The 24,651-nt window shown below is 45.0% G+C and carries 27 protein-coding genes and 1 pseudogene; 20 read left to right on the top strand and 8 right to left on the bottom strand.

The window, feature by feature from the left end; genetic code table 11:
* Window positions 1-3 precede the first annotated feature (3 nt).
* A complete protein-coding gene (locus CBP12_RS09405; RefSeq protein ID WP_086964201.1) occupies window positions 4-777 on the bottom strand; it encodes a glycosyltransferase family 32 protein in 774 nt (257 codons plus the stop codon).
* The gene (gene waaF / locus CBP12_RS09400; RefSeq protein WP_086964200.1) at window positions 774-1,826 is read right to left on the bottom strand and encodes a lipopolysaccharide heptosyltransferase II; all 1,053 of its coding nucleotides are present in this window, start codon (window positions 1,824-1,826) and stop codon (window positions 774-776) included. Before waaF ends, CBP12_RS09405 begins: the two co-directional genes overlap by 4 nt.
* 74 nt (window positions 1,827-1,900) lie before the next feature.
* On the opposite strand from waaF, the gene CBP12_RS09395 reads away from it, so the two are divergent.
* Window positions 1,901-2,560: a DUF1796 family putative cysteine peptidase gene (locus tag CBP12_RS09395; RefSeq protein ID WP_086964199.1), complete on the top strand. Its 660-nt coding sequence runs from the start codon at window positions 1,901-1,903 to the stop codon at window positions 2,558-2,560.
* Window positions 2,561-2,571: 11 nt separating this feature from the next.
* On the opposite strand, the gene CBP12_RS09390 is transcribed toward CBP12_RS09395, so the two are convergent.
* From CBP12_RS09390 to rfaD, 4 genes are all read right to left on the bottom strand, one after another.
* Window positions 2,572-3,234 (bottom strand): acyltransferase, encoded by a 663-nt coding sequence (locus CBP12_RS09390; protein ID WP_086964198.1) that lies wholly within the window; start codon window positions 3,232-3,234, stop codon window positions 2,572-2,574.
* Between the two features lie 2 nt (window positions 3,235-3,236).
* Window positions 3,237-3,848, bottom strand: coding sequence for an acyltransferase (locus CBP12_RS09385; RefSeq protein WP_086964197.1), 612 nt, complete (start codon window positions 3,846-3,848; stop codon window positions 3,237-3,239).
* A 21-nt stretch (window positions 3,849-3,869) separates the two neighbouring features.
* Window positions 3,870-5,636, bottom strand: a complete 1,767-nt coding sequence (locus tag CBP12_RS09380) for a polysaccharide deacetylase family protein (RefSeq protein ID WP_086964196.1) — start codon at window positions 5,634-5,636, stop codon at window positions 3,870-3,872.
* A 68-nt stretch (window positions 5,637-5,704) separates the two neighbouring features.
* Window positions 5,705-6,658 (bottom strand): ADP-glyceromanno-heptose 6-epimerase, encoded by a 954-nt coding sequence (rfaD, locus tag CBP12_RS09375; protein WP_086964195.1) that lies wholly within the window; start codon window positions 6,656-6,658, stop codon window positions 5,705-5,707.
* A 143-nt stretch (window positions 6,659-6,801) separates the two neighbouring features.
* Here rfaD and CBP12_RS09370 point away from each other — a divergent pair, with 143 nt between their 5' ends.
* The 10 genes and pseudogenes from CBP12_RS09370 (at window position 6,802) to glpG (ending at window position 16,199) form a co-directional block, all read left to right on the top strand.
* Window positions 6,802-7,458 (top strand): TetR/AcrR family transcriptional regulator, encoded by a 657-nt coding sequence (locus CBP12_RS09370; protein ID WP_086964194.1) that lies wholly within the window; start codon window positions 6,802-6,804, stop codon window positions 7,456-7,458.
* 95 nt (window positions 7,459-7,553) lie between these two features.
* Window positions 7,554-8,743 (top strand): annotated as a pseudogene (locus tag CBP12_RS09365) (glycine C-acetyltransferase).
* A gap of 9 nt (window positions 8,744-8,752) precedes the next feature.
* A complete protein-coding gene (gene tdh / locus CBP12_RS09360) occupies window positions 8,753-9,778 on the top strand; it encodes an L-threonine 3-dehydrogenase (protein ID WP_086964193.1) in 1,026 nt (341 codons plus the stop codon).
* A gap of 268 nt (window positions 9,779-10,046) precedes the next feature.
* A complete protein-coding gene (locus CBP12_RS09355; protein ID WP_408634957.1) occupies window positions 10,047-11,180 on the top strand; it encodes a branched-chain amino acid ABC transporter substrate-binding protein in 1,134 nt (377 codons plus the stop codon).
* Between the two features lie 110 nt (window positions 11,181-11,290).
* Window positions 11,291-12,214 carry a high-affinity branched-chain amino acid ABC transporter permease LivH gene (livH, locus tag CBP12_RS09350; protein WP_086964191.1) on the top strand — a complete coding sequence of 308 codons (924 nt, stop codon included), beginning with the start codon at window positions 11,291-11,293 and terminating at the stop codon, window positions 12,212-12,214.
* Window positions 12,211-13,452, top strand: a complete 1,242-nt coding sequence (locus tag CBP12_RS09345) for a high-affinity branched-chain amino acid ABC transporter permease LivM (protein WP_086964190.1) — start codon at window positions 12,211-12,213, stop codon at window positions 13,450-13,452. Before livH ends, CBP12_RS09345 begins: the two co-directional genes overlap by 4 nt.
* Window positions 13,449-14,222, top strand: coding sequence for a high-affinity branched-chain amino acid ABC transporter ATP-binding protein LivG (livG, locus tag CBP12_RS09340; protein WP_086964189.1), 774 nt, complete (start codon window positions 13,449-13,451; stop codon window positions 14,220-14,222). Before CBP12_RS09345 ends, livG begins: the two co-directional genes overlap by 4 nt.
* A 39-nt stretch (window positions 14,223-14,261) precedes the next feature.
* The gene (locus tag CBP12_RS09335; protein WP_086964188.1) at window positions 14,262-14,966 is read left to right on the top strand and encodes an ABC transporter ATP-binding protein; all 705 of its coding nucleotides are present in this window, start codon (window positions 14,262-14,264) and stop codon (window positions 14,964-14,966) included.
* A gap of 79 nt (window positions 14,967-15,045) precedes the next feature.
* Window positions 15,046-15,363, top strand: coding sequence for a thiosulfate sulfurtransferase GlpE (gene glpE / locus CBP12_RS09330; RefSeq protein ID WP_086964187.1), 318 nt, complete (start codon window positions 15,046-15,048; stop codon window positions 15,361-15,363).
* Window positions 15,363-16,199: a rhomboid family intramembrane serine protease GlpG gene (gene glpG, locus CBP12_RS09325; RefSeq protein WP_086964186.1), complete on the top strand. Its 837-nt coding sequence runs from the start codon at window positions 15,363-15,365 to the stop codon at window positions 16,197-16,199. Before glpE ends, glpG begins: the two co-directional genes overlap by 1 nt.
* Here the strand turns inward: glpG and CBP12_RS09320 are convergent.
* Complete coding sequence (locus tag CBP12_RS09320) at window positions 16,193-16,585, bottom strand: flagellar basal body-associated FliL family protein (protein ID WP_086964185.1); 393 nt, start codon at window positions 16,583-16,585, stop codon at window positions 16,193-16,195. The genes glpG and CBP12_RS09320 overlap by 7 nt on opposite strands.
* 133 nt (window positions 16,586-16,718) lie before the next feature.
* Here CBP12_RS09320 and CBP12_RS09315 point away from each other — a divergent pair, with 133 nt between their 5' ends.
* The 9 genes from CBP12_RS09315 to zapB all read left to right on the top strand — a co-directional run bounded on the left by CBP12_RS09315 (window position 16,719) and on the right by zapB (window position 23,946).
* Window positions 16,719-17,273, top strand: a complete 555-nt coding sequence (locus CBP12_RS09315) for a chorismate--pyruvate lyase family protein (RefSeq protein WP_086964184.1) — start codon at window positions 16,719-16,721, stop codon at window positions 17,271-17,273.
* Window positions 17,274-17,278: 5 nt separating this feature from the next.
* Window positions 17,279-18,145: a 4-hydroxybenzoate octaprenyltransferase gene (ubiA, locus tag CBP12_RS09310; protein ID WP_086964183.1), complete on the top strand. Its 867-nt coding sequence runs from the start codon at window positions 17,279-17,281 to the stop codon at window positions 18,143-18,145.
* Between the two features lie 80 nt (window positions 18,146-18,225).
* A complete protein-coding gene (gene lexA, locus CBP12_RS09305) occupies window positions 18,226-18,837 on the top strand; it encodes a transcriptional repressor LexA (protein WP_086964182.1) in 612 nt (203 codons plus the stop codon).
* Between the two features lie 272 nt (window positions 18,838-19,109).
* Window positions 19,110-19,757, top strand: a complete 648-nt coding sequence (locus tag CBP12_RS09300; RefSeq protein WP_086964181.1) for an SCO family protein — start codon at window positions 19,110-19,112, stop codon at window positions 19,755-19,757.
* Between the two features lie 114 nt (window positions 19,758-19,871).
* Window positions 19,872-21,227 carry an MATE family efflux transporter DinF gene (dinF, locus tag CBP12_RS09295; protein WP_086964180.1) on the top strand — a complete coding sequence of 452 codons (1,356 nt, stop codon included), beginning with the start codon at window positions 19,872-19,874 and terminating at the stop codon, window positions 21,225-21,227.
* 88 nt (window positions 21,228-21,315) lie between these two features.
* Window positions 21,316-21,780 (top strand): tRNA (cytidine(34)-2'-O)-methyltransferase, encoded by a 465-nt coding sequence (locus CBP12_RS09290; RefSeq protein WP_086964179.1) that lies wholly within the window; start codon window positions 21,316-21,318, stop codon window positions 21,778-21,780.
* Window positions 21,781-21,889: 109 nt separating this feature from the next.
* On the top strand, window positions 21,890-22,729 hold the full coding sequence (locus CBP12_RS09285; RefSeq protein ID WP_086965508.1) for a cation diffusion facilitator family transporter: 840 nt from the start codon (window positions 21,890-21,892) through the stop codon (window positions 22,727-22,729).
* Between the two features lie 38 nt (window positions 22,730-22,767).
* Window positions 22,768-23,550, top strand: a complete 783-nt coding sequence (gene cysE / locus CBP12_RS09280; RefSeq protein WP_086964178.1) for a serine O-acetyltransferase — start codon at window positions 22,768-22,770, stop codon at window positions 23,548-23,550.
* A 144-nt stretch (window positions 23,551-23,694) separates the two neighbouring features.
* The gene (gene zapB, locus CBP12_RS09275; protein ID WP_086964177.1) at window positions 23,695-23,946 is read left to right on the top strand and encodes a cell division protein ZapB; all 252 of its coding nucleotides are present in this window, start codon (window positions 23,695-23,697) and stop codon (window positions 23,944-23,946) included.
* Between the two features lie 135 nt (window positions 23,947-24,081).
* On the opposite strand, the gene rraA is transcribed toward zapB, so the two are convergent.
* Window positions 24,082-24,618, bottom strand: coding sequence for a ribonuclease E activity regulator RraA (gene rraA, locus CBP12_RS09270; RefSeq protein WP_086965505.1), 537 nt, complete (start codon window positions 24,616-24,618; stop codon window positions 24,082-24,084).
* Window positions 24,619-24,651: the final 33 nt, after the last annotated feature.

Below are 24,651 nucleotides of genomic sequence, written 5' to 3'. Positions count from 1 at the left end.
TAATTATTTCAGCAAATCGTTACTATTAACATATGTCCATTTGCCTCTAGGCTTGTCGAGATACTGAAAGTGCTCATTAGTGAAACTTCCTTGAATGCAGGTTGTTTTATAGTTTCTACTATTAACTATTTTATTTCCAATCACTTCATTTAGTACACCAGGTCCCGTTAATCCATATACACTTTCATTATTAGCATTATTGTTTTCAATGTTATTTACCATTTTTTCTAGTACAGCTATTAAAAGAGGGTTGTTAGGAGCACTAGCAATAAAGTAGTTGGTATAATCGTGTTTTCGACTAAGAATAAGTTGCTGATCATCTTTCTTAATAATATTTGATAGTGGCCAAACAGCATGGCCATCTATATCCATATATACACCGCCAAGTTGATTAAGAACAAAAACACGCCAAAAATCTGCTTGAGCAGCGCCCACAGTTAAGCGACTAAAAGCTAAAGCTTGCCGTTGAGTACCATATTTTTGGATAAACTCTAACCTTTCTTCTGTACTGACGTAACGGTATTCCCAATCTAGAGACATTAGCCGATTATATAAGTAATTAGTATAAACCGGTAAACTAACTTTATTTGTGAAATTAGTTTGCCAAACTATTTTTGGTATTAATTTTTCTTTGTTATTTTTTAATATCGCGGGACTTAATGAAGGGATCGAAAATCTTTTTTTAGGAAATAGCCAATGAAAAGGATAGCTTAAAGCTTTTACGAATATGCCTAAAAACTTACATAGGCGGTTATTGAAAATGATGAGTAAATTCATTGTTTTTCTCTAATGTAGTGTGCCGTTTCAAGACTATCGATAGCAGTAAGTACTTGCTGAGGGTAGAGCTCTTTTAGGCACTTTAAGTGTCCCAGTGGGCATTCTCGTTGAAAGCAGGGTCGACATTCAATATCGGTATGCACAATCGCCACTTTTTCTGCTAATGGAGGGGTGTACTTAGGGGAAGTAGAACCATACACGGCCACTAAGGGGCGTTGCAGGGCGGCAGCAATATGCATTAAACCTGAGTCATTCGATACCACCATGCTACTTAGGGCCATTAAATCGATCGCCTGATGCAAAGAGGTTTTCCCCGCGAGTATATGACAATGCGCTTGTAGCTCACTAGGTAAAGTAGTGCGTATTGTTTCTGCTACGGGAACATCTTTAGCCGAGCCAAAAATCCATACCTGTTTACCTTGTTCGATTTGTTGCTTTGCCACCTCAGCATAATGGTGCTCTGGCCAACGTTTAGAAGGGCCAAACTCGGCGCCTGGACATAAACTCAGTATCTGCTTAGTACAGCTCAGTGAAAATTCTTGTAATGCTGCTTGTTGGTTACTTTTATCTATAGTGAGTTTTGGCCATGGCACTGTGGGTAAGCAATGAGCATCTGCCATCTCCAGTTTAGGATAGGCTAAAGCAACATACCGCTCTACCATCAGTGGAAAAGCCACCTTATTGCTACGCAAATCATTCAGCAGGCCATAGCGTGACTCGCCTTTCCAACCGGTGCGTTTTTCAATGCCAGCAAAAAGTGGTATTAGCGCAGATTTTAATGAGTTAGGTTGGATTATAGCCCAGTCATAGTTGTCTTTAGCGAGTGCACGGCCCAGACGAAAACGCTCGACTAGTTTAAAGTCCCCATGGCCGAGTGGCATAACGATAGTCTTATCGACTTCAGGCATACGCTCCAACAGAGCACAACACCAAGCGGGAGCCATCACATGTAACTCAAGATTGGGATACTCGCGCTTAAGAGTGATGTAAAGGCTTTGCGACATCACCATGTCGCCCACCCAAGACGGGCCTATTACTAAAATTTTCATAATCTCTTATCTATCCGAGCTAGTGTTTGTATAGTACCATAAACCGTAGTTTACAAAATGTTAGGTAAAGTGAAATGGCACTTGTTACAGATGCTAAAGTACTTAAAAATTTAATATTTAATAACGAATGTGACTTTGTATCTCTCGGACACAATTGTGATGTGGCTTATTTTTTAAGATATAACGGTATTAGAAAAGCAGCTTATCCTTTTGATTGGTGCCTCACGCCAGCGGCCACGGTAATAAGTCTCTTTGAAAATGAATTTGATGATTTTGTTAATATTAAGAATTTTAGCTTTTCACAGCCTCACTTAGCTGCTTATTTCGAAGGTGAAAACAAGCATATAGTAGAAATGGATAAAATTGTAATTAGTGGGCATTGTGAAAAATACAGTATGACCTTCCCTCATGATTTTCCAATAAATAGTAAAGAGAGTTATGATGAAGTTAGTGTTAAATATAATACAAGAGCTGCTAGGTTAATGGAGTTAGTAAGGAGTAATAATAAAGTTTTTTTTATCTATAACTACGAAGATAGTCTAGAGGAAGTGTTTCTATTAGAAAATATTAATAGAGTTGTTAATGATAAGAACCCAAGCCTAGAATTTTATATAGCATCTCTTAAAACACTTGAAAATGCATTTTTGTCTAATTTTAAATATAAAGCTTTAAGATTCTTAAATAAAAAGCAGCAACAAATATCAAATATTAAGAATAAGTTTTTATTAAGTTAATAGTTTTAAAGTTATTCTTTCCAAATTATTTTTTCTTTAATTTTACTTGCTGGATTTCCGGCAATCAAACTGCCCTCCTCTTTAAATTTCCCGGAAACTAAGCTTTGTGCTCCTATTATACAGTTAGCTGCTATTTCACTACCTTTTAGAATAGTAGATCTTGCACAAACCCAAACGTGTTCACCAATTATTATACCTTTTGGCTGATTTATTATATTGCCCTCTTTATCGAGTATATGATGATGATCTGCATCAGTTAATAAGCACTCCCAAGCTATTAAAGAGTCTTTACCAATTGATATATTGTGGCGAGAAATTATAGTGCTTGCAGCAGATATTTGGAAGTTCTCACCTAAAGTAAGTAAGCCATTAATAGAAAGTCGAGAGCCAAATCCTATTTTAGCTTTGCCATTAAAATGAACATGCCCTGTTATACTTAATATCGTTCTTTGGTAAGAAAAGTCATAAGTCTCTACACTGCCAAAGCCTATTCTTACAATTCCTGTCTTAACTTTGTCTAAGGTTACTTTTCCACTTAAATTTTGTAGTTTAGTTTTATGAGACACTATAATAGGCAGACGTACAGCATCTATAAAAGAACATAATCGTAAACAAACATAGATACTTTTAGGAAGCCCTAATAGGTATCTGAAATTTATGATTATCTTGCTCATAATCAATGATTCCAATAAATATTTTTTTTGGTAACTGTAGCCGGGATACCGACCGCGATAGAGTGGGCTTCTATATCTTTTGTAACGATAGAGCCGAACCCAATGATACTTCCATCATTAATTTTTACCCCTTTCAATATGGAAGCATTAGCTGCAATCCAGACTTTATTTCCTATATAAATATTTTGGGGTAAGTTCAATTCTTCATTAGTGTTTATGTCGAAAATAGGATGGCCATCATAGGTCATTATGTTTATGTTTCTAGAGAGCATACAGTCATCGCCTATTGTTAGCTTTGTAGCATTACCTTTTGCCGATAGATATGCACCGCCAATGTCGGTTCTTTTACCTATCTGTATTAAGCAGTTATCCCCTACCACTTCTAAATTGCTATAACTAATATTAGCGCCATCTTCTACTTTTATTAAGTTATTATTTCCTTTTACGCTGATATTGCATCTACGTAATTTTCCATTTCCTGATATAATTAAATTATTTTTTTTTCCAGATATTTTTATTTTGTTCCATATTAAATAAGATTTAGGGCTAATTGAAATATAATTATTTCTGCTTTTTACTAAGTTAAGTAACCTAATCTTTAATTTTTCTATCATCGAAGAAGTCCAATAAGAAGATTATTTTCTTTTTCTAAACACATAATTCCCTCTGATCTTACGCCACAGGCCAAATACATCGGTGCGGGGGAAGATGGCGATGCGTCGAATTTGATATTTGTCTTCGTGCATAGCAAGGGGGCCGCTATTGGTGGCGACGGCGTAGGGATAACCGAGTTCTTTGGCAAGATCCTTGCTGTCTTGGTTATGACTGCCGAAGGGATAAGCAAAAGAATATAAAGGCTTACCGATGAGTTGCTCGAGTTGTGCTTTATTTTCAGCAATTTCAAATCGTTGTGTCTCTTTATCTAGGGTATCTAAGTGTGGATGAGTCAGGGTATGACCACCAAACTCCACTAAACCTGAATTAGCCATTTCTTTTATTTGTGCGGGGCTCATGAGCGGTACGCGTTTTTCTGGATTGTCCGGTTGCTCTACGTCCCAGCGATTAAACTCTTCACCGGTTACTGCGTATATTACGGCCTTAAAATTATATTTTTTTAACAGCGGAAATAACAGTTCATAGTTATCTTTATAACCGTCATCGACGGTCAGCATAATGTATTTTTTATTGGGGTTTAAACGTTCGGCGACACCCTGTTTGGCAAGGTCGCTAAAGATTAACGTTTCATAGCCTAGGCGCTTTAGCAGCTTAAAGTGTTTTTCCAGCATATCAACGTGCATATAGGTGCCGTGTACGCCTTTTTCAGTGTCATCTTTAATAAAGCGATGATACATAATAATCGGCATTTCGCGGCGCTGTTTATGCACGTAAACACTTTGGTATTCTTGTTCTAACTGTTCCACTACCGCTTGTAAGTCGTACTGAACTTTCACTTGCGCAACTAAACCGGCACTGGGGCTGGGTTGCATTAGCGCACTGGCGATATCTGCAGCGAGACGTGAAAAGTCGATATCTAGATCTTTAGGACCTATATCGCCGAAGTTGCTAGACATAGCCCCAGTAAGATTATCTTCATTGACCAAGCCAATCGCATTAGCTTCACCAATGGCAAAGATAGGGCGCTGCATTAGTATGGCTTCCATTGCTACCCGACCGGCACCGATTACTAAATCAGCTTGTGCAATTAACGCCGGCACATCTTGCACATAGCCGAGAAACTGTACTTTTGTTTTAAAACGCGCAAAGCGTTCCGGCACCACAGAACCAGAGGCGATTTGTACTTGATAGTTATCTAAGTCTAAACATTCATCGAGTAAGCGATAACAAAGCTCGCCTTTAGGCCCCGTTAATCGACCAATAATACTGATCACCGGTTTGGTGTTATGTGGGGCAGGGCAGGGCTGATAGTGCTCGGTATTAATACCATTGCGCCCAATGTTAATGAGCTCTGGTGCCACACCTAAGCTGGTGATTAGCTGCTCGCGCACCGCTTCACACACTGCCAGTGCTTTATCACCTAGCGCATGAAATTTTTTACGTGAAGCATGTACTGGCTGGCGACCATGAACGCTGGTGATCATGGCGGTGCCTGTAATTTTACAGGCTACATAGCAGCTCCAACTTGAAGCACGACTATGAGCGTGCACTACTTGAATACGGTGCTTTTTAATGAGATAGACTAAATAGGCCACATGCCAAAAACGCCTTGGAACACTGCGCTTATTAAAGCGCAGCTTAAAAAATTCGCCAAGGTGGGGCTTGGTCAGAGTATCGGAGACATAGCATACTCTGTGACCCCGCTTAGTGAGTTCATCGCCCACCGTGGTCGCGTAGACTTCGGCTCCCGTCACTTCTAATTGTGATAGGGCCATTAAGATATTCATGCTGTGCTGTTACTCCTTGCCGAGCGCCATGTCTTACTCGCAGCCTGCTTAGCGCGGGCCGCAAGATATTACTTATTTAGCCACGCCATATATTCGGCTGTGCCTTCGGCAACGGTTTTAAAGTTATGTGGGTAACCGGCGGCGCGCAGTTTAGTTAAGTCGGCTTGAGTAAAGCTTTGATAGCGACCTTTTAGCTGATCAGGGAAGGGAATATATTCAACCTCGCCTTTATTATGATGCTTAATTACCGCCTCGGCCACGTTTTGAAAGGGCTCGGCTCGGCCAGTGCCGCAGTTAAAAATACCGCTTACTTGGGGATTTTGCCAAAACCACAGGTTGACCTTACACACGTCTTCTACATAGATGAAGTCGCGCATTTGGCCGCCGTCAGGGAAGCCGTCGCAGCCGGCAAACAGCTTAGGATTTTCGCCTTTGTGCAGTTGAGTATTAAGATGGAATGCCACACTCGACATGCCGCATTTATGCTGTTCGCGAGGGCCATAGACGTTAAAGTACTTTAAGCCCACCACTTGTGAGCTAATATGGGGCATTAAACGGCGCACATATTGATCAAATAATTGCTTGGAGTAGCCGTAGACATTCAACGGCTGCTCGTATTGTGGCTCTTCGATGAAGTTGTCGTTGCGGCCACCGTAGGTAGCGGCAGAGGAGGCGTAAATGAAGGGGATCTCGCGTTCTACGCAGTAATGCAGCAAGTCTTTGGAATATTGGTAGTTGTTTTCCATCATGAACTTGCCATCCCACTCGGTGGTGGCAGAACAAGCACCTTCATGAAAAATCACTTCGATGCCGCCCCATTCTTCAAAGTCGTCGCCAGAGAAAATGCGCTGAATAAACTCGTCTTTATCGAGATAGTCGGCGATGGTTAAGTCTGCAAGGTTTACAAATTTAGTACCATCCGTAAGGTCATCAACCACCACTACATCGCTGCGGCCTTGTTCATTCAGTGATTTTACTAAGTTACTGCCAATAAAGCCGGCGCCGCCAGTTACTATGATCATTCAGTCTGCCCCTGATTGGCCGGAGGTCCGGCATTGGTGGTTAATAAAATTCATTTAAGTTTATCACGCTTAAGCTTAAGAAAACTAACTCCTCTGGCTGTGTTATATTAGAAGCAAATAACCTTCAACATTTGGTTCCACGGATGACCACCAAACAACGGATTATTGCCGCTGCCTTGCAACTATTTAATGAGCAAGGAGAGGCAAACGTGACCACCAATCACATAGCGGCACATTTAGGGATGAGCCCTGGCAATCTCTATTATCACTTTCGTAATAAAAACCACATAATTTCCGCTATTTTCCAGCAATATAGCGGCCATTTACGCCAAAGCTTCGCTCCTGTTAGCGAACCTACCAGTCCCGCCATGTGGTTTCACTACTTAGACGCCACCTTCTACGGTATGTGGGAGTTTCGTTTTTTCTATGCCAATTTGAATGATATTTTGCAGCGTGACCCTGAGTTACATAAGCAATACTTATTGGCACAACAAGAACTGACCATTAATTTGCAAGCGTTGTTAAGCGCGCTTAATCGCCAACAAGTGTTAATGATTCCCGAAGCTGAAATTGCTCCTTTAACTGACGTGTTAAAATTATTAGCTTCTTTTTGGGTGAGTTATCAAGCGGCGCAATCGTTGGTGCCTAATATTAGCCAAGCAGTGCTTTATGAAGGCGTATCCCGAGTATTGTTGCTATTAAAACCCTATTTTCACCCACAGTTTGGCCTAGAGCTAGCTAATTTAATGGCACATTATCAGGCACTGTCCGCTGATCCCAGTGATCCCTTTCACAAGTAAGGCAGATTGGTGGGATATGCTGTGGAAAATGCCAAGCTAAGGAGTAAAGTAAAGCGACTAACGCTAATCACTCAGATTAATAGTAGGAGTTCGTGATGCCAGCAGAGTTTTATGCTCACTTATCTACCCAGCTTGCCCAAAGCCATGCTGAGGGATTATTTAAAGAAGAGCGGGTAATAAGCTCACCGCAAAGTGCGGCCATTGAAGTGGCGGAGCAAGAGGTGATTAACTTTTGCGCTAACAACTATTTGGGGCTAGCTAATCACCCAGAGCTAATTAGTGCTGCCAAACATGGGCTAGACAGCCACGGCTTTGGGATGGCATCGGTACGCTTTATCTGTGGCACTCAAGACTTACATAAACAATTAGAAGCCAGTCTCTCCGACTTCCTTGGCATGGAAGACACCATTCTTTATACCTCCTGCTTTGACGCTAATACCGGCTTATTTGAAACTTTACTCGGTCCTGAAGATGCCATTATTTCCGATGCGCTTAATCACGCCTCTATTATTGATGGCGTGCGGTTGTGCAAAGCTAAGCGCTATCGGTATGCCAATAACGATATGGCAGAGCTAGAAACACAGCTTAAGCAAGCGAAAGCCGCCGGCGCTCGTTTTATCCTAATTGCCACCGATGGCGTTTTCTCCATGGATGGCGTGATTGCCAACCTTTCTGCCATTTGTGATTTAGCAGAACAATATAACGCCATAGTCATGGTGGATGACTCCCATGCGGTGGGCTTTGTTGGCGAGCATGGCCGGGGCACCCCTGAATATTGCGGGGTAGCGGATCGCGTGCATTTAGTTACCGGCACCCTAGGCAAGGCATTGGGTGGGGCCTCGGGGGTTATACCTCAGGTAAAAAAGAAGTGATTGACTGGTTACGCCAACGCTCAAGGCCCTATCTCTTTTCCAATTCAGTGGCTCCTGCCATCGTTGCGGCTTCTATTAGGGTGTTGGAGATGCTGAAAGACGGCGATGCGCTGCGCACTAAGGTTCGAGAAAACAGTGCTTATTTTCGGGAGCAGATGACGGCGGCGGGATTTACCTTGACGGGCCAAGATCATGCCATTATTCCGGTGATGCTAGGTGATGCGGCTTTAGCAGCTAAGATGTCTGAAAAGCTCTTGGCGTTGGGTATTTATGTGATTGGTTTTTCTTTCCCAGTGGTACCTAAAGGCCAAGCGCGTATTCGTACCCAAATGTCGGCGGCACATAGCCGTGAACAGCTGGATAAAGCCATTGCTGCTTTTATTAAAGTGGGTCGCGAGTTAAACGTCATTTAAGGAGTCAGCATGAAAGCCTTAGCCAAGTTGAAAACTGAGCCCGGCATGTGGATGACAGAGGTACCGATGCCCGAGGTAGGTCATAACGACTTACTAATAAAAATCCGCAAAACCGCCATTTGTGGTACCGATATTCATATTTATAATTGGGATACGTGGTCACAAAATACTATACCCGTGCCCATGGTGGTGGGCCATGAATATGTAGGCGAAGTGGTCGGCATGGGCCAAGAAGTGCGCGGCTTTAGCGTCGGTGATCGCGTCTCCGGTGAAGGGCATATAACGTGCGGGCATTGTCGAAATTGTCGTGCAGGTCGCACTCATTTATGCCGAAATACAGTAGGGGTGGGGGTTAATCGCCAAGGGGCATTCGCCGAGTATTTAGTCATTCCTGCTTTTAATGCCTTTAAATTACCCGATGAAGTAACGGATGATTTAGCGGCCATTTTTGATCCCTTTGGTAATGCAGTGCATACCGCTTTATCCTTTGATTTAGTAGGCGAGGATGTGTTGATTACGGGCGCGGGTCCCATTGGCATTATGGCGGCGGCAGTTGCTCGCCACGCCGGTGCACGACATGTCGTTATTACCGATATCAATGATTATCGTCTTAATTTGGCGCGCCAAATGGGCGTATCCCGCGCCGTAAATGTAGCCAATGAACAGTTAGCTGAGGTAATGGCTGAACTGGGTATGACTGAAGGTTTTGATGTGGGTTTAGAAATGTCCGGCGTGCCAGCCGCCTTTTGCGATATGCTCGATAAGATGAATCATGGTGGCAAAGTTGCCATGCTAGGGATCCCTCCTAACGAAATGGCTATCGATTGGACCAAGGTGATTTTTAAGGGCTTAGTGCTAAAGGGCGTGTATGGCCGAGAGATGTTTGAGACTTGGTATAAGATGGCCAGCCTTATTCAGTCTGGCTTAGATTTAAGCCCCATGATCACCCATCACTTTAAAGTGGATGATTTTCAACAAGGCTTTGATGCCATGCGCTCTGGCCAGTCAGGTAAAGTTATCCTCGATTGGACGTAAGCTAATTCCTTCCTTTATCTGTTTGTTTAAACCAAGGCTAAAAATATCGGTCTTGGTTTTTTTATGCCTGGCGGTTATGCGCCCGCTTGTTTAGCTGCTTGCTTTAATTTGTCTGCTAAAAAGCGCCTAGCTTCACAATTTTTGCATTTGTCAGCAAAGCGCAGTCTCGCTTTACACATTTCGCTTGTTAAACCTCCAGCCTCGGGTTAGAAAAAGAACAGTCCGGACTCATTCCGGCGCAATCACTCAATGGATAGAGGAAAGCGAGATGAGTACAAGGAATAAAAAAATGTCTGGCGTATCAATGGCCGTTACTACGGCATTAACGGCGGCATTAACTTTAACCCCCGCTTGGTCAGCGGTTGCAGAGACAGTGAAAATTGCCATTGCAGGACCCGTTACCGGACCGGTGGCGCAATACGGTGATATGGAGTTTACCGGTGGGCGCATGGCTGTAGAGCTATTAAACAAGTCTGGCACTTTAGGGGATTATCAACTTGAAGCCGCGGAGTACGACGATGCCTGTGACCCAAAGCAGGCCGTAGCGGTAGCGAATAAAGTGGTAAATGACGGTATTCAGTTTGTAGTAGGACATTTGTGCTCGGATAGTACCTTGCCTGCTTCAGATGTTTATGACGATGAAGGTATCTTGATGATCACCCCGGCTGCCACAAACCCGGTGATCACCGAACGAGGCCAGCCACTGGTCATGCGCACCATTGGCCTAGATAGTGATCAAGGACCCACGGCCGCTAAATATATTGTGGAGCAAGCTAAGCCAGAGCGGATCGGTATTATTCACGATAAAAAACAATATGGCGAAGGCTTAGCTTCTAGCGTGCGCGATGCACTAAAAGAAGCGGGCGCCAATGTGGTGGCTTATGAAGGCGTGACTGCAGGAGATAAAGACTTCTCCACGTTAGTGGCTAAGTTACAAAGAGATAAGGTGGATTTTGTCTATTACGGCGGTTATCACCCGGAGTTGGGGCTAATTTTACGCCAATCGGCAGAACGTGGTTTTAAGGCGCGCTTTATGGGGCCAGAGGGTGTGGGTCATAAAGATATTACCTCTATTGCTGGGGATGCTTCAGAAGGCTTATTAGTTACCTTACCTAAAAAATACGATCTCGAGCCAGAAAACGCCGAGATTGTCAGCGCCATTGAAGCTAAAGGCTTAGATGCCAGCGGGCCTTTTGTGTGGACTACCTACGCGGCAGTACAAGTGATTGCTGAGGGCATAAAACGTGCCGGTCCAGACCCAGATGCGGTGGCACAAGCTCTGCGTACTAAGCCGGTTAATACCGTGATGGGGCCTTTATCGTGGGATGATAAAGGTGACTTAGTTGGCTTTGAGTTTGGCGTTTTTGAGTGGCATAAAGACGGCACTTCTACTCAGATGTAAAACATAAAGCTCGCTTAGGCGGGCTTTATTGCTTAAGGCGAACGCGCTGTGTTGGTTTAGCAATGAGCTCTTTGCTATGACGGCTCGTTCCTAAGGTAAGGAAACCAGATATGTCTGAGCCTGTGCTGTATTTTATACAACAACTGCTTAATGGCCTCACCATCGGCAGCACCTATGCGTTGATCGCCATTGGCTACACCATGGTCTATGGCATTATTGGCATGATTAACTTCGCTCATGGCGAGGTCTATATGATAGGCGGCTACGCCTCATTTATGGTAATGACCGCCTTACTGATGTTTGGCATAGATAGCACCTTTTTGCTCTTAACCAGCGCCTTCTTAGCCAGTATTATATTAACCAGTGTTTATGGCTATTCCATTGAACGGGTGGCTTATCGCCCGCTACGCGACAGTAAACGCTTAATTGCCTTAATTTCTGCTATTGGCATGTCGATTTTTTTACAAAATATGATGCGCCTCTTTCAAGGCTCTCGCGATATTGCCATGCCGCGCTTAATTACGGGCGGTTGGAATTTTGGCCAAGGTAATTTTCAAGCCTCCTTATCTTATATGCAGTTGATTATCTTTGCGGTCACCTTAGTCACTATGGTGTTGTTATCGTGGTTTATTTCTCGCTCTCGTATGGGGCGCGCCTGTCGTGCCTGTGCTGAAGACTTACAGATGGCCAACCTACTGGGCATTAATAGCAATACGGTTATTTCCCTCACCTTTGTGATCGGCGCCGCCTTAGCCGCAATTGCGGGCGTCTTACTTAGCTCTTATTACGGGGTGATTAATCCTTATATTGGCTTTATGGCCGGCTTAAAAGCCTTTACCGCTGCAGTATTAGGCGGCATTGGTAGCATTCCGGGTGCTGTATTAGGTGGCGTGTTATTAGGCGTAACAGAAGCCATGACAGGCGCGTATTTTAGTACCGAATATAAAGACGTGGTGTCATTTGGCTTATTGATTGCGGTGCTATTATTTATGCCGACCGGTATTTTGGGTAAGCCGGAGGTAGAAAAAGTATGAATAGCCTTAAATCTGCGGTGCTAGCCAGTGGCTTATTTTTATTATTAGCCGGCTGGCTACTGGGCTTTCGTCTTGAAACGGCCGGTACCCAGTTGGTGGTCACGAACCGTCTAGATGCCACTTGGCAATGGCTGGCGCTGGGCATGGCCTTAGTGTTTGTCGCGCAGTTATTTCACACTAAGTTACGCCATTGGCTACGCCTGTTATTAGATCGAAAAGGTCAGTTTGCGCTGCCGGCACCCGAAGAGAAACCTGGCGCCTATCGGCTGCTGAGTGCCTTAGTGTTAGCGACGTTATTAATTTGGCCATTTATGGGCTCACGCGGTGCCGTAGATTTAGCCACCTTAACCCTTATTTATGTGATGTTAGGTCTTGGTTTAAACGTGGTAGTAGGGCTGGCGGGCTTATTGGACTTAGGTTATGTGGCCTTTTATGCGGTAGGTGCCTACAGCTACGCCTTATTAAATGCTTATTTTGGCTTAGATTTTTGGAGCTGTTTATTTATCTCAGGCGCGATGGCCGCCTTGTTTGGCTTTTTATTAGGCTTTCCCGTGCTGCGCCTACGGGGCGATTATTTGGCCATTGTTACCTTAGGCTTTGGCGAGATTATTCGAATTTTACTGAATAATATGACGGAAATTACCGGTGGGCCAAACGGTATTGCAGGCATTCCTAAACCGACTTTATTTGGTTTACAGTTTGATCGCCGAGGCGATAATACTTTTCATGAGTTTTTTAATATTGCCTATAACTCTAACCATAAAGTAATTTTCTTATATTTGCTGGCGCTGTTATTAGTGCTCCTGACCTTATTTGTTATTAATCGCCTATTGCGTATGCCAATTGGTCGGGCGTGGGAAGCCCTGCGTGAAGATGAAATTGCCTGTCGTTCATTAGGCTTAAATCCCACTTTAATTAAACTGAGTGCTTTTACCATAGGCGCGGCCTTTGCCGGTTTTGCTGGCAGTTTTTTTGCCGCGCGCCAAGGTTTTATTAGCCCCGAGTCGTTTGTGTTCATTGAGTCGGCGATTATTTTAGCCATTGTGGTATTAGGTGGCATGGGCTCCCAAGTGGGCGTGGTATTAGCCGCTATTGTGATGACCATATTGCCGGAGCTCACCCGAGAGTTTAATGAATACCGAATGTTATTATTTGGCTTGCTGATGGTGTTAATGATGATTTGGCGCCCCCAAGGCTTATTGCCGATGCACCGCCCTCATCTGGAGCTAAAATCATGAGCGCCTTATTGCAGGTATCTGATTTAAGCATGCGCTTTGGTGGTTTAGTGGCCGTAGATAACGTTGCATTGACGGTTAAACCACAGCAGGTGGTGTCTATTATTGGGCCCAATGGAGCTGGGAAAACCACTATTTTTAATTGTTTGTCTGGTTTTTATCGAGCCAGTGGCGGACAAGTGAGGTTTAAAGAGCAGCTTATTTCTGGCATGCCGGGCTTTAAAATTGCTCGCTTAGGGATGGTGCGCACTTTTCAGCATGTGCGGTTATTTAAAGAAATGACGGTGCTAGAAAATCTCTTAGTCGCCCAGCATCGCCATTTAAATACTCACTTTCTCGCAGGGCTATTTAAAACTCCTGCTTTTCGTCGCGCCGAGCGCCAAGGCCTAGAGCTGGCTCATTATTGGTTAGAAAAAGTACAGCTTACCTGCGTAGCGAATCGCAGCGCAGATAATTTATCCTATGGCCAACAGCGCCGCTTAGAAATTGCTCGCTGTATGGCGACGCGCCCACAATTACTTATGCTCGATGAGCCAGCGGCGGGTTTGAATCCTAATGAAACCCATGAGCTTAATCATTTAATTTGTGACCTACGGGATAACGAAGGGGTGAGCATTTTATTGATTGAGCATGATATGAAACTAGTGATGGGCATTTCTGATTATATTTATGTGGTGAATCAGGGCCGCCCTTTAGCCCAAGGCACGTCTGAGCAAGTGCGCAGTAATAAAGACGTCATTAATGCCTATCTTGGCGATGTTGAGCACCACTAACTTTAGGTCAGAATAACGCTGTTAGGGAGAGGGCGCAGTATGCTGCATGTGGATAATATAAATGCGGGCTATGGCAAAATCCAGGCGCTACACGATGTGACTGTGCATATAGATCAGGGCGAAATAGTGACCTTAATTGGTGCCAATGGCGCTGGTAAAACCAGCTTAATGATGACCATTTGCGGTGATCCTAAACCCAGTCAAGGGCGCGTGGTATTTGAGGGCCAAGACTTAACTGACTTAGACACCGCCAGTATTATGCGCAAAGATATTGCGATTGTGCCAGAAGGGCGGCGTATATTTGCCCGCTTAACGGTAGAGGAAAATCTTTATATGGGCGCTTTTTTTGTGGATAAACATGAACATAGTGCCCTGTTAAAAGAAGTCTATGATTTATTCCCACGCCTTAAAGAGCGCATGCAACAAAGAGCCGGCACCTTGTCTGGCGGCGAGCAACAAATGCTCGCTATTAGCCGCGCACTCATGAGTAAACCGCGCTTATTATTGTTAGATGAACCTTCACTGGGCTTAGCGCCGATAATTATTAATCAAATATTTGCCACCATAGCGCAGCTGCGTGCAGAAAAAGGTATGACCATTTTCTTAGTAGAACAAAACGCCAATCAAGCGCTGCAACTAGCAGATCGTGGCTATGTATTAGAAAACGGCCGCATTATTTTAGCTGACTCTGGGCGCGCTTTATTAGTGAATGAGCAAGTACGCCAAGCATATCTAGGCGGCTAAGACTGCAAGAGTACTGTGACTAATGCTAAGAAAGAGGAGATTGGGTAAACTGGAAGAAATTTATTAAGAGGAGTTAGTCATGGAGCAATTTGCTCATATATCGGTAGAACAGGCGCAGCAATTACTTGCCCAAGGCGAAGCACGCTTAGTGGATACGCGGGATCCCCAATCTTTTGCCCAAGCCCATGTACCTGAGTCTTACCATTTAACAAACGACACCTTAGTGGCGTTCACGAATGAAGTAGATTATGAAACGCCGATTATTGTGATGTGTTATCACGGCGTCAGTAGCCAAGGTGCAGCGCAATATTTAATTGAACAAGGCTTTGACCAAGTTTATAGCTTAGATGGCGGCTTTGAGGCGTGGCGCCGTACTCAGCCTGTGGTTGCCGCCTAATGAAATTGCTATTGGTAGTTGAGGATGCGCGGCGCGCACAAGCGTTTGTGGACTATTTAACCGCGCAAGGTTTAGCCTGCGAACAAACCCTAGACGATGCTCATCGAGTGAGTATTTGGCTAATAGATGAACATCGGTTTGCAGATGCAGAACCCGAAGTGGCTCGTTTTCTTAAAGAGCCGTTTCACCCTCGCTATCAAGAAGCTGCTTGGTTACACGGTGATACTCATATTAAATTTGCTAGCCAAGCGGCGAGTAAACAAAACTTGGCTCAACTCGCCAAGCGTACGGGCCCCGTTAATCTTATCGTGCTGCTGAGTTGTGTATTGATCTATGGTTTGGCACAGCTGGGCGCCCCGGTGTTGGCCTGGTTGTCTTTTCCTGCACAGTTAAGTCAGTTAGTGGGAGTGAATTTTTGGCGCGCTTTTACACCGGCATTATTGCACTTTAGCTTGATGCACTTAGTATTTAATCTGTTTTGGTGGTGGTATTTAGCCAGCATGGTAGAGCGCGAGTGGGGCGCGGGTCGCTTAATTTTAATCTTGCTAGTGGCTGGCATCTTGCCTAATTTTATGCAATTTTTTGCCAGTGGTCCCTACTTTGGCGGCTTATCGGGCGTGGTTTATGCGCTGCTGGCTTATGTGTGGTTATCTGGGCGTCTAAATCCTGGCGGGCGGATGAGCTTACCCGATGGCATGGCCGTTTTAATGTTAGTGTGGCTCATCCTTGGCTTTGCTGGCGTGTTGGGTAATGTGGCCAACCTTGCGCATTTAGGCGGCGGCCTGATTGGCTTATTGCAGGCCGTAGTAGATCGCCAGCTCCGACACCGCTATTGATATAAAAATTTGGTAAATAACAGTCGACGAATTGGCGTTTCGCCAGTTTCTGCAAGCAGTAGGTCATTAAGTCGCTGTAAGCCTTTAGCAGCGAGTTGCTCGCGCAGGGCTAGGGAGCGAATTTCTTGTTGATCTTGCTCTGCTAATAAACTGTTTAATGCATCTCGTAGCAAAGGAATATGCTGCTCTACTAACGGCATTTTATCGGCACTTTCTAACATTAAATCTACCGTTACCCGAATATAACCTAAGGTTTGTCCCGAGTTATGGTAGTTAGTAATAATGTCAGGCTCTATGGTGTAGTATAAAGGGCCTTCTGGAACGGCTTCTTGAGCCTGCAGCGAAGCTGCGCTGAACAAGAGACACAGGGCTAGTATGCGAAACATCGTGAGCCTTTTTTATAAAATAAGATGACTATTGTTTAAACAAAGTGTGGGTCGGTCAAGTGAATACGTGTTTTTTAGAACTAAAACTGCCATTTAGCATGACATCTTGCTACATCACAGCTAGGAAAAACGCGTGAAGCACAGTAATGATGCGCATTGGCACTGGCAAGCTCACGCCACTGTAGATAACGCAGCTCTTATCGATTGGTTACAAGATGCCGGCTCGCTAACGGTGCGTTTACGAGCCCATTGCCATGAATTTAAAGTACAACTGCTCAAGACGCGCGCTATCACTTTGACTCGCAGCCAAGCAAAGTGGCTAGGAAGCCCCGCCGGCTATTGTCGAGAAGTGCTATTATGGTGTGATAATAAACCGTGGATTTATGCCAGTTCTTTATATTCAGCCGCCGCTCTTAATGCGGTGCCAGCACTCGGTGGCTTAGGTAATAAAGCCTTAGGCGAGCTTATGTTTGATGATCCCACACTCACGCGCAGCCCCTTTGAATACGCAGCACTTGCGAGGGCTGAATACCAGAGCCTTATCCAATCCCATAGCCACATCATTCCTTTAACCCAGCCTATGCCAGAGGACTTGTTGTGGGCTCGGCGCTCGGTGCTTGCTATCCCTAAGGCACAAGTACTAGTGACTGAACTTTTTTTACCTGTTGTGTGTGCTTACCAAGAGTAATAATAATGACTACAACTACTAATCGTCCTCAATGGCGTGCTTATATGGCACTGGCTCGGCTTGATAAGCCTATTGGCACCTTGTTGCTGCTATGGCCTACTTTATGGGCACTGTGGATTGCTGGCGCTGGTCGCCCTTCATGGTGGTTAGTGTGTGTGTTTGTAATTGGCGTGTTTTCAATGCGCTCCGCAGGCTGTGTGATCAACGACTATGCGGATCGTCATATTGATGGCCATGTTAAACGCACCGTGGGCCGTCCCTTAGTCACCGGTGAGCTTAGTGAACGCCAAGCGCTTGGCTGTTTTGCCTTGCTAGTGGTGGTGTCTTTCCTATTAGTGCTTACCACCAATAAGCTCACTATTTTATTATCTGTGGCGGGGCTTGGTTGGGCTGCACTTTATCCTTTTATGAAGCGCTATACTCATTTGCCACAGTTATTTTTAGGGATTGCCTTTTCCTGGGCGATTCCCATGGCGTTTGCGGCGCAAAGCAACAGTTTGCCACTGGGCCTTTGGTTATTATTTGCTGCTAATCTCACCTGGACTATCGCCTATGACACTATGTATGCCATGGTTGATAGAGATGACGACCTCAAGATAGGAGTGAAGTCCACGGCCATTTTGTTTGGTAAACACGACAAGCTTATTGTGGGCGTTTTACAGTTATTAACCTTAGTACTTTTAGTCGCAGCGGGGCAGAGCTTTGCGCTGGGCGCGTGGTTTTATTGGAGTCTGTTAGGCGCGGCGGCCTTATTTGTCTTTCAGCAAAAACAGATAGCAGATCGTGAGCGAGATTTATGCTTTAGCGCCTTTTTAAATAATAATTCAGTCGGCATGGTGATTTTTGTCGGCATCGTGCTGACCTTGCTTTAAGTGGTCACCGGATTTTATGCTTGCGCTGTTATATTTACTGGATATACTGACAGTTAACTGTATATAAAAACAGGTGCCTTATGAAAGCGCTCACGCTTCGCCAGTCTCAGGTACTGGAGATTATTAAAGACAATATTCAACAAACCGGCATGCCGCCCACGCGTGCCGAAATCGCCACTATTTTAGGCTTTAAATCGGCCAATGCCGCCGAAGAACACCTTAAAGCACTGGCCAAAAAGGGCGCCATTACTATGATGCCTGGCACCTCTCGTGGCATACGCTTAGTAGAAGAAGAGCCAGAAGAGACGGGCTTACCCTTAATTGGCCAAGTAGCGGCCGGTGAACCCATCTTGGCGCAACAACATATTGAAAGTCATTACCAATTAGATCCGTCGCTATTTCATCCCGCTGCTGATTTTTTACTACGCGTGCAAGGCATGAGTATGAAAAACATCGGTATTATGGACGGCGACTTATTAGCAGTGCATAAAACCCAAGAAGCGCGTAATGGTCAAGTGGTGGTAGCGCGCCTAGGTGATGAAGTGACGGTAAAACGCTTCCAGCGCAAAGGGACTCAAGTTAGCTTATTGCCTGAAAACGAAGAGCTTAGTCCTATTGAAGTGGATCTGCGTACTCAAGAGTTAATTATTGAAGGCCTAGCGGTAGGTGTAATACGCAACTCAGACTTTTAAAGAACGGATGTTAGATAAATTAGCGTGAGCTTGGCTTGCGCTTTTTTATGTCCGTTATCTGCAGCCCGGCTATTTTGCTTGCGCACTGTTAATCTCTGCTAGTGACTTGTTTTTCCACTTGTTTATCTTGCTATGCTCGCTCGACCTTAGTTAGCTTTTGCATTAGGCTGGCAGCTGAAGTTTAGACCTTCTAGATAAAGCGCACTACACTGTTGCAACTTTTTCAATTAGCCACCTCAGGGTGCTGAAATTAGCGGATCATTGGATAAATTATGGCTAAAACTAATCGATGGATATGGCTGTTAGCAATGTTGCTATTGCTGGTAGGCACCTTAGCGGGCGGTGCTTGGTATGCCGATAAAAAAAATAGCTTAACCGATGCGGTCGTGGTTTACCCCGAGCGAGAGCCCTTAACGCAAGTAGACTTAATCGATGGTGAAGGTGAGCCTTTCACCGAGCAAAATTTTAGTGATCACTGGAGCTTAGTCTTTGTTGGTTACACCTATTGTCCCGATATTTGCCCTACTACCTTATCGGACTTATCGCGTGTTTATCCCGAGTTGGCTAAATTAAGCGATAAAGTACAAGTGATTTTTGTATCGGCAGATCCGGCGCGCGATACGCCTGAGCGCTTAAAAGTCTATACCGAATACTTTAATCCTAACTTTATTGCGGTGACTGCCGAACATGAGCAACTAATGCCTGTTGTGCAGCAGTTAGGCTTAATTTATGGCATTTTCGATAAAGAAGAAGAAAATTACTTAGTGGATCATTCTGCCTCGATCGCATTGGTTAACCCGAAAGGGGAGCTACATGCCGCTTTTAGACCCGACTTTGATGAGAAAACAGAAATGCCGTTAGTTAATGGGCCTGAGCTCGTTAAAAACTTCTCCAGTATTTTAGCGCGCTGGCGCGGTTAAGCCTTAAGCATAATCCGGCTTCCCTCTTTTAAAGCTCAAGCAAGCGCAGCTCATCTTAATACTGGATGGGCTGCGTTTTCTTTTTATCTCAATGTCTTTGATTAAGAATTTATGATGCCTGCCTCTTTTTTTAATCTCGCTCGCCACCGTCAGGTGTTTGCGCTCGCCTTGCCCATGGTAGTGTCCAATATTACGGTGCCATTATTAGGCTTGGTAGACACAGTGGTAATTGGCCATTTAGATAAAGCCTATTACTTAGGTGGGGTGGCGGTGGGCGCCACTATTATTAGCCTCATTTTTTGGTTATTAGGCTTTTTGCGAATGTCGACCACCGGTCTTACCGCACAAGCTTATGGTGCAGGAGACAACCTTGCTTTATTGCAGGTGTTAGCACGCGCGCTCGCGCTTGCTTGGGGTTTAGCGCTACTGATCCTAGCGTTACAATATCCTCTCACAGAGCTGGCGCTTTGGCTGATGGGGGGCAGTGATTTAGTGCAGCATTATGCTCGAGATTATGTCTTAGTGCGCATTTGGAGTGCGCCGGCGGCGCTCACTAACTTAGTGTTATTAGGCTGGTTGTTGGGTAATCAAAATGCACGCGCGCCTATGCTGCTCCTGATCTTGGGGAATGCGCTTAATATAGTGCTCGATATTTGGTTTGTATTGGGGCTGGGTTGGCAAGTAAAAGGCGCAGCAGCGGCCTCGGTGTTAGCGGATTATATGGCCACAGTCTTGGGCGCTTACTTAGTGTGGCATACTTTAAAAAAACGCAATATTTGGCCAGCAATAGGCTTTTGGGCGAGCTGTTTTAAGCGCGGTGCTTTTAAGCAATTAATTGGTCTTAATCGCGATATTTTTTTACGCGCGTTATGCTTGCAGCTGACTTTCGCATTTATGACGTTTCAAGGCGCTCGATTAGGGGATGACGTACTAGCAGCCAATGCGGTATTAATGAACTTTTTAATGTTTATCTCCTTTGGCCTAGATGGCTTTGCCTATGCAGTAGAGGCCATGGTAGGCAAAGCGGTAGGCGCGAGAAACCGCCAAGAGTTTCGCTTAGCCTGCGCCTTAAATCTCTTTTGGGGGGCCCTAGTGGGACTCCTTTTTATGCTAATTTTTGCGCTGGCTGGCACCTCACTCATTGGTTTAATTACCACTATTGAAGCGGTACGTGAGCAAGCGGTGCGTTATTTGCCTTGGTTAGTTCTAATGCCGATTGCTGCATGCTGGTGCTTTATTTTAGATGGTATTTTTATTGGCACCACTAGAGGCACTCAAATGCGCGACATGATGCTAGTGTCTACTGCGGGTGTGTTTTTCCCCGTGTGGTATGTAAGCCAAGCACTTGGTAATCATGGTTTATGGCTGGCGATGGTATGCTTTATGTTGGCTCGCGGCATCACGCTGGGCGGTATGTGGTGGCATCTTGAGCGCAGCGCTCAGTTTATTCCTTGTCAAAGCAAGGTATAAATTAGTTAAGGTGAGGCGTAAAATCTGTCTCTGCTTGGCGCTGTTGCCCCATTTATGCCATTACGGCCTTATTTAATAAGAGAAAACCATGTTCGAGATTGCGCTCTATGAACCTGAAATTGCACCCAATACCGGTAATATTATGCGTTTAGCGCGCAACAATGGCTGTCATTTGCATTTAATTGAGCCCATGGGGTTTCAGTTAGAAGAAAAACGCCTGCGCCGTGCGGGCTTGGACTATGCAGATTTTGGCCGTATCTCCATTCATAAAAACTATGACGACTTCTTAGTGGCAGTGAAGGGCAAGCGTCTTTTTGCCTGTACTACTAAAGGCAGCCAAGCCCATCATAAAGCACACTTTCAAGCACAAGATGTGTTGTTGTTTGGTCCTGAAACTCGCGGTTTGCCTGATACCGTACTTAATGGTATTGCGCCTGAGTTTAGAATTCGCATTCCTATGCAAGCCGATAGCCGCAGCTTGAATTTATCGAATGCGGTGGCCATTATCAGCTACGAAGCGTGGCGCCAATTGGACTTTGCTGGCGGACAATAGCTATTAAGCGATAGTGCGAGATAAGAGGTGGACGGTGAACAAGATAACGGTGTCAAGCACCGAGCAAACCCGCTATGAACGACTAGTCACCCGTGCAGCCAAGGCCGCCATGCTGGCTGCGGGCTTGATGATCCTCACTAAGTTGCTAGCGTGGTTTTATACCGACTCCGCCAGTATGCTGGCTTCGTTAACTGACTCTTTACTCGATATTAGCGCTTCTTTTATTAACTTGATAGCGATTCGCTATGCGCTGGTCCCCGCCGATAAAGAGCATAGCTTTGGTCACGGTAAGGCCGAATCATTAGCGGGGTTAGCTCAGTCTGCCTTTATTAGTGCCTCGGCCATTTTTTTAATGATCACGGGTATTTCTCGCCTGGTTAATACCCAAACCGTCAGCCATGCGGGCATGGGCATAGGGGTGGTCTTATTTTCGATATTGGTCACCTTGTTATTGGTGCTATACCAAAGCTATGTCATAAAACAAACCAACTCAGTGGCGATCCGCGCCGATCAACTGCATTACAGATCGGATATTTTATTAAATATCGGCGTCTTAGTGGCTATTGGGTTAGCTTGGCAGGGCTTTCATTGGGCCGATGGGTTATTTGCGCTATTAATTGGCGGCTATATCCTTAAAGGCGCACTTAAAATTGGGTATGATGCTATTCAGATGTTGTTAGATCATCAGTTGCCCGATGCTGAACAAAGGCGCATTATCGAAGTTTGCCTAGGCGTTGCTGGCGTGCAGGGCTTACATAATTTACGCACTCGGCAATCGGGCGCGACGCGATTTATTCAACTGCATCTTGAACTAGATGATCATTTACCCTTAGTGCAGGCACATCACATTGCATTACAGGTAGAAGAGCAGCTGGAACAGCTGTTTGCTTATACCGATATCATTATTCATATGGACCCATTATCGGTCCTGCCCTCGGTTCCAGAGTAATGAATACTTCTTTTTTTACAGTAGACAAGGTTTAACCCATGGAAGACGGCATTCAAGCTAGTACTTGGTTGCGCATCCGCGAAGAAGCTCGCTGGATGATTGCAGAAGAGCCCATGTTAGGTAGCTTTTACTATTCGACCATTCTTAACCACGACACACTCAAGTGCTCGCTAAGCTTCATTTTAGCCAATAAACTTGAGAGTTCAGTGATGCCGGCTATTAGCCTGCGCGAAGTGATAGAGTCAGTAGTGGACTCTGAACCTTGCATTCTCGATATTGTTGCCACCGATATCTGTGCAGTACAAGAGCGAGACCCCGCCGTAGACTTATTTTCTACGCCACTACTTTATCTGAAAGGTTTTCATGCGCTGCAAGGGTATCGTATTGCTAACTGGCTATGGCGCCACGGCCGCCGTGCGCTGGCTACCTATTTGCAAAACCAAATCTCGGTAGTGTTTGGCGTGGATGTGCATCCAGCGGCGCGCATTGGTAAGGGCATTATGTTTGATCATGCCACTGGCATCGTAGTGGGCGAAACTGCGGTGATTGAAGATGATGTCTCTATTTTACAAAGTGTCACCTTAGGTGGCACCGGTAAGACGGGTGGCGATCGCCACCCTAAAATCCGCCAAGGCGTTATGATAGGCGCGGGGGCGAAAATTTTAGGTAATATTGAAGTAGGGTGCGGCGCTAAAGTGGGCTCGGGCAGTGTGGTGCTAGAGTCGGTACCGCCTCATACCACAGTGGCAGGCGTACCGGCACGCGTTGTAGGACGCCCGTGTTCAGCTATGCCCTCTTTTGATATGAACCAAAATATTTAGACTTTTATTGACGCAATGGGGGTTAAATTTACCTTATCTGCGTTGCAAAGGTGCTGCCTACTTGTTGTCAAGCAAGGGGCGCTGTATCCTCTTTGCTAGTAGCGGCCGCTTGGCCTGATAACTGTGATTTTTAGGGGTGAATGCATGTCTTTTGATGTATTAGAGAAACTGGAAGCCAAAATACTGTCGGCCGTAGACACGATTGATTTGTTGCAAATGGAAGTGGAAGAGCTAAAAGAGCTCAACACAAAATTGGGTGAAGAAAACCAGCAATTAAAACAAAATCAGGCTCAGTTTGAGCAAGACAATCAGCAGCTTAAGCAGCAGCATGAAGCGTGGCAAGATAGATTACGCGTATTACTGGGTAAGATTGATCAAGTTGAAGAAAACGCTTAATTGTGTCATGAGGCGTAAAGGGTAAAGTGAGTGGCGTTATCACCTAGCAGATCCTTATCTCTCAACTTCCTTATAATGACATACAAAAAGGCCAACCCTGAGGTTGGCCTTTTTCTATTTTGCTCAGTGACACTATCACTGATCGCTAGCCTCGTCTTCAGTAAAATCACCGTCGTAGTCGCCTTCATCTTCAATATCGAGCGGCTCTGGCGATAAGATAACGCCTGTGGTGTCGGCATAGACATAATCTGCGGGTAAGAAAGTAACGCCACCGAAGTTAACCGGCACCTGTAGCTCACCAATGTCGTTTTCCTCGGCGCCAACAGGAATAGAAGCCAGCGCTTGAATGCCAATATCTAGCTCCTCAAGGGCATCGACTTCACGCACACAGCCGTAGCAAATAATACCTTCCCAACCATTATCAGTTGCGGTTTCAGCAATGTCGGCATCAATCAAGGCACGACGTAAAGAACCCCCACCATCGATCAGTAAGACGCGGCCTTGGCCATCTTCTTTCACGGTATCGCTAATCAAGCCATTAGCCTCAAAGCACTTGATGGTAGTGATAGAGCCGCCAAAAGAGTTGCGCCCACCAAAACTGGAGAACATGGGTTCAACCACATCCACCATATCGATATAGGTATCACAAAGTTCTGAAGTATTATATTCCATGAAGTCAGCCACATTTTGAAACCAGATAGCATC

Origin of the sequence: Oceanisphaera avium, assembly GCF_002157875.1 — a bacterium.
Lineage (GTDB): Bacteria > Pseudomonadota > Gammaproteobacteria > Enterobacterales > Aeromonadaceae > Oceanimonas > Oceanimonas avium.
Note: the sequence above shows the minus strand (reverse complement) of the source record. Positions and strands in the feature narration are given on the sequence as shown.

Excerpts from the sequence above, each read along its gene's own strand:
- ubiA (WP_086964183.1), top strand. The coding sequence starts at position 17,279 with ATGACTACAACTACTAATCGTCCTCAATGGCGTGCTTATATGGCACTG.
- CBP12_RS09300 (WP_086964181.1), top strand. The coding sequence starts at position 19,110 with ATGGCTAAAACTAATCGATGGATATGGCTGTTAGCAATGTTGCTATTG.
- lexA (WP_086964182.1), top strand. The coding sequence starts at position 18,226 with ATGAAAGCGCTCACGCTTCGCCAGTCTCAGGTACTGGAGATTATTAAA.
- CBP12_RS09395 (WP_086964199.1), top strand. The coding sequence starts at position 1,901 with ATGGCACTTGTTACAGATGCTAAAGTACTTAAAAATTTAATATTTAAT.
- rraA (WP_086965505.1), bottom strand. The coding sequence starts at position 24,618 with ATGGAATATAATACTTCAGAACTTTGTGATACCTATATCGATATGGTG.
- tdh (WP_086964193.1), top strand. The coding sequence starts at position 8,753 with ATGAAAGCCTTAGCCAAGTTGAAAACTGAGCCCGGCATGTGGATGACA.
- CBP12_RS09385 (WP_086964197.1), bottom strand. The coding sequence starts at position 3,848 with ATGATAGAAAAATTAAAGATTAGGTTACTTAACTTAGTAAAAAGCAGA.
- livG (WP_086964189.1), top strand. The coding sequence starts at position 13,449 with ATGAGCGCCTTATTGCAGGTATCTGATTTAAGCATGCGCTTTGGTGGT.
- CBP12_RS09290 (WP_086964179.1), top strand. The coding sequence starts at position 21,316 with ATGTTCGAGATTGCGCTCTATGAACCTGAAATTGCACCCAATACCGGT.
- dinF (WP_086964180.1), top strand. The coding sequence starts at position 19,872 with ATGCCTGCCTCTTTTTTTAATCTCGCTCGCCACCGTCAGGTGTTTGCG.
- CBP12_RS09405 (WP_086964201.1), bottom strand. The coding sequence starts at position 777 with ATGAATTTACTCATCATTTTCAATAACCGCCTATGTAAGTTTTTAGGC.
- zapB (WP_086964177.1), top strand. The coding sequence starts at position 23,695 with ATGTCTTTTGATGTATTAGAGAAACTGGAAGCCAAAATACTGTCGGCC.
- CBP12_RS09285 (WP_086965508.1), top strand. The coding sequence starts at position 21,890 with ATGCTGGCTGCGGGCTTGATGATCCTCACTAAGTTGCTAGCGTGGTTT.
- CBP12_RS09370 (WP_086964194.1), top strand. The coding sequence starts at position 6,802 with ATGACCACCAAACAACGGATTATTGCCGCTGCCTTGCAACTATTTAAT.
- glpG (WP_086964186.1), top strand. The coding sequence starts at position 15,363 with ATGAAATTGCTATTGGTAGTTGAGGATGCGCGGCGCGCACAAGCGTTT.
- CBP12_RS09335 (WP_086964188.1), top strand. The coding sequence starts at position 14,262 with ATGCTGCATGTGGATAATATAAATGCGGGCTATGGCAAAATCCAGGCG.
- CBP12_RS09390 (WP_086964198.1), bottom strand. The coding sequence starts at position 3,234 with ATGAGCAAGATAATCATAAATTTCAGATACCTATTAGGGCTTCCTAAA.
- CBP12_RS09320 (WP_086964185.1), bottom strand. The coding sequence starts at position 16,585 with ATGTTTCGCATACTAGCCCTGTGTCTCTTGTTCAGCGCAGCTTCGCTG.
- CBP12_RS09380 (WP_086964196.1), bottom strand. The coding sequence starts at position 5,636 with ATGAATATCTTAATGGCCCTATCACAATTAGAAGTGACGGGAGCCGAA.
- CBP12_RS09345 (WP_086964190.1), top strand. The coding sequence starts at position 12,211 with ATGAATAGCCTTAAATCTGCGGTGCTAGCCAGTGGCTTATTTTTATTA.
- CBP12_RS09355 (WP_408634957.1), top strand. The coding sequence starts at position 10,047 with ATGAGTACAAGGAATAAAAAAATGTCTGGCGTATCAATGGCCGTTACT.
- waaF (WP_086964200.1), bottom strand. The coding sequence starts at position 1,826 with ATGAAAATTTTAGTAATAGGCCCGTCTTGGGTGGGCGACATGGTGATG.
- cysE (WP_086964178.1), top strand. The coding sequence starts at position 22,768 with ATGGAAGACGGCATTCAAGCTAGTACTTGGTTGCGCATCCGCGAAGAA.
- livH (WP_086964191.1), top strand. The coding sequence starts at position 11,291 with ATGTCTGAGCCTGTGCTGTATTTTATACAACAACTGCTTAATGGCCTC.
- glpE (WP_086964187.1), top strand. The coding sequence starts at position 15,046 with ATGGAGCAATTTGCTCATATATCGGTAGAACAGGCGCAGCAATTACTT.
- rfaD (WP_086964195.1), bottom strand. The coding sequence starts at position 6,658 with ATGATCATAGTAACTGGCGGCGCCGGCTTTATTGGCAGTAACTTAGTA.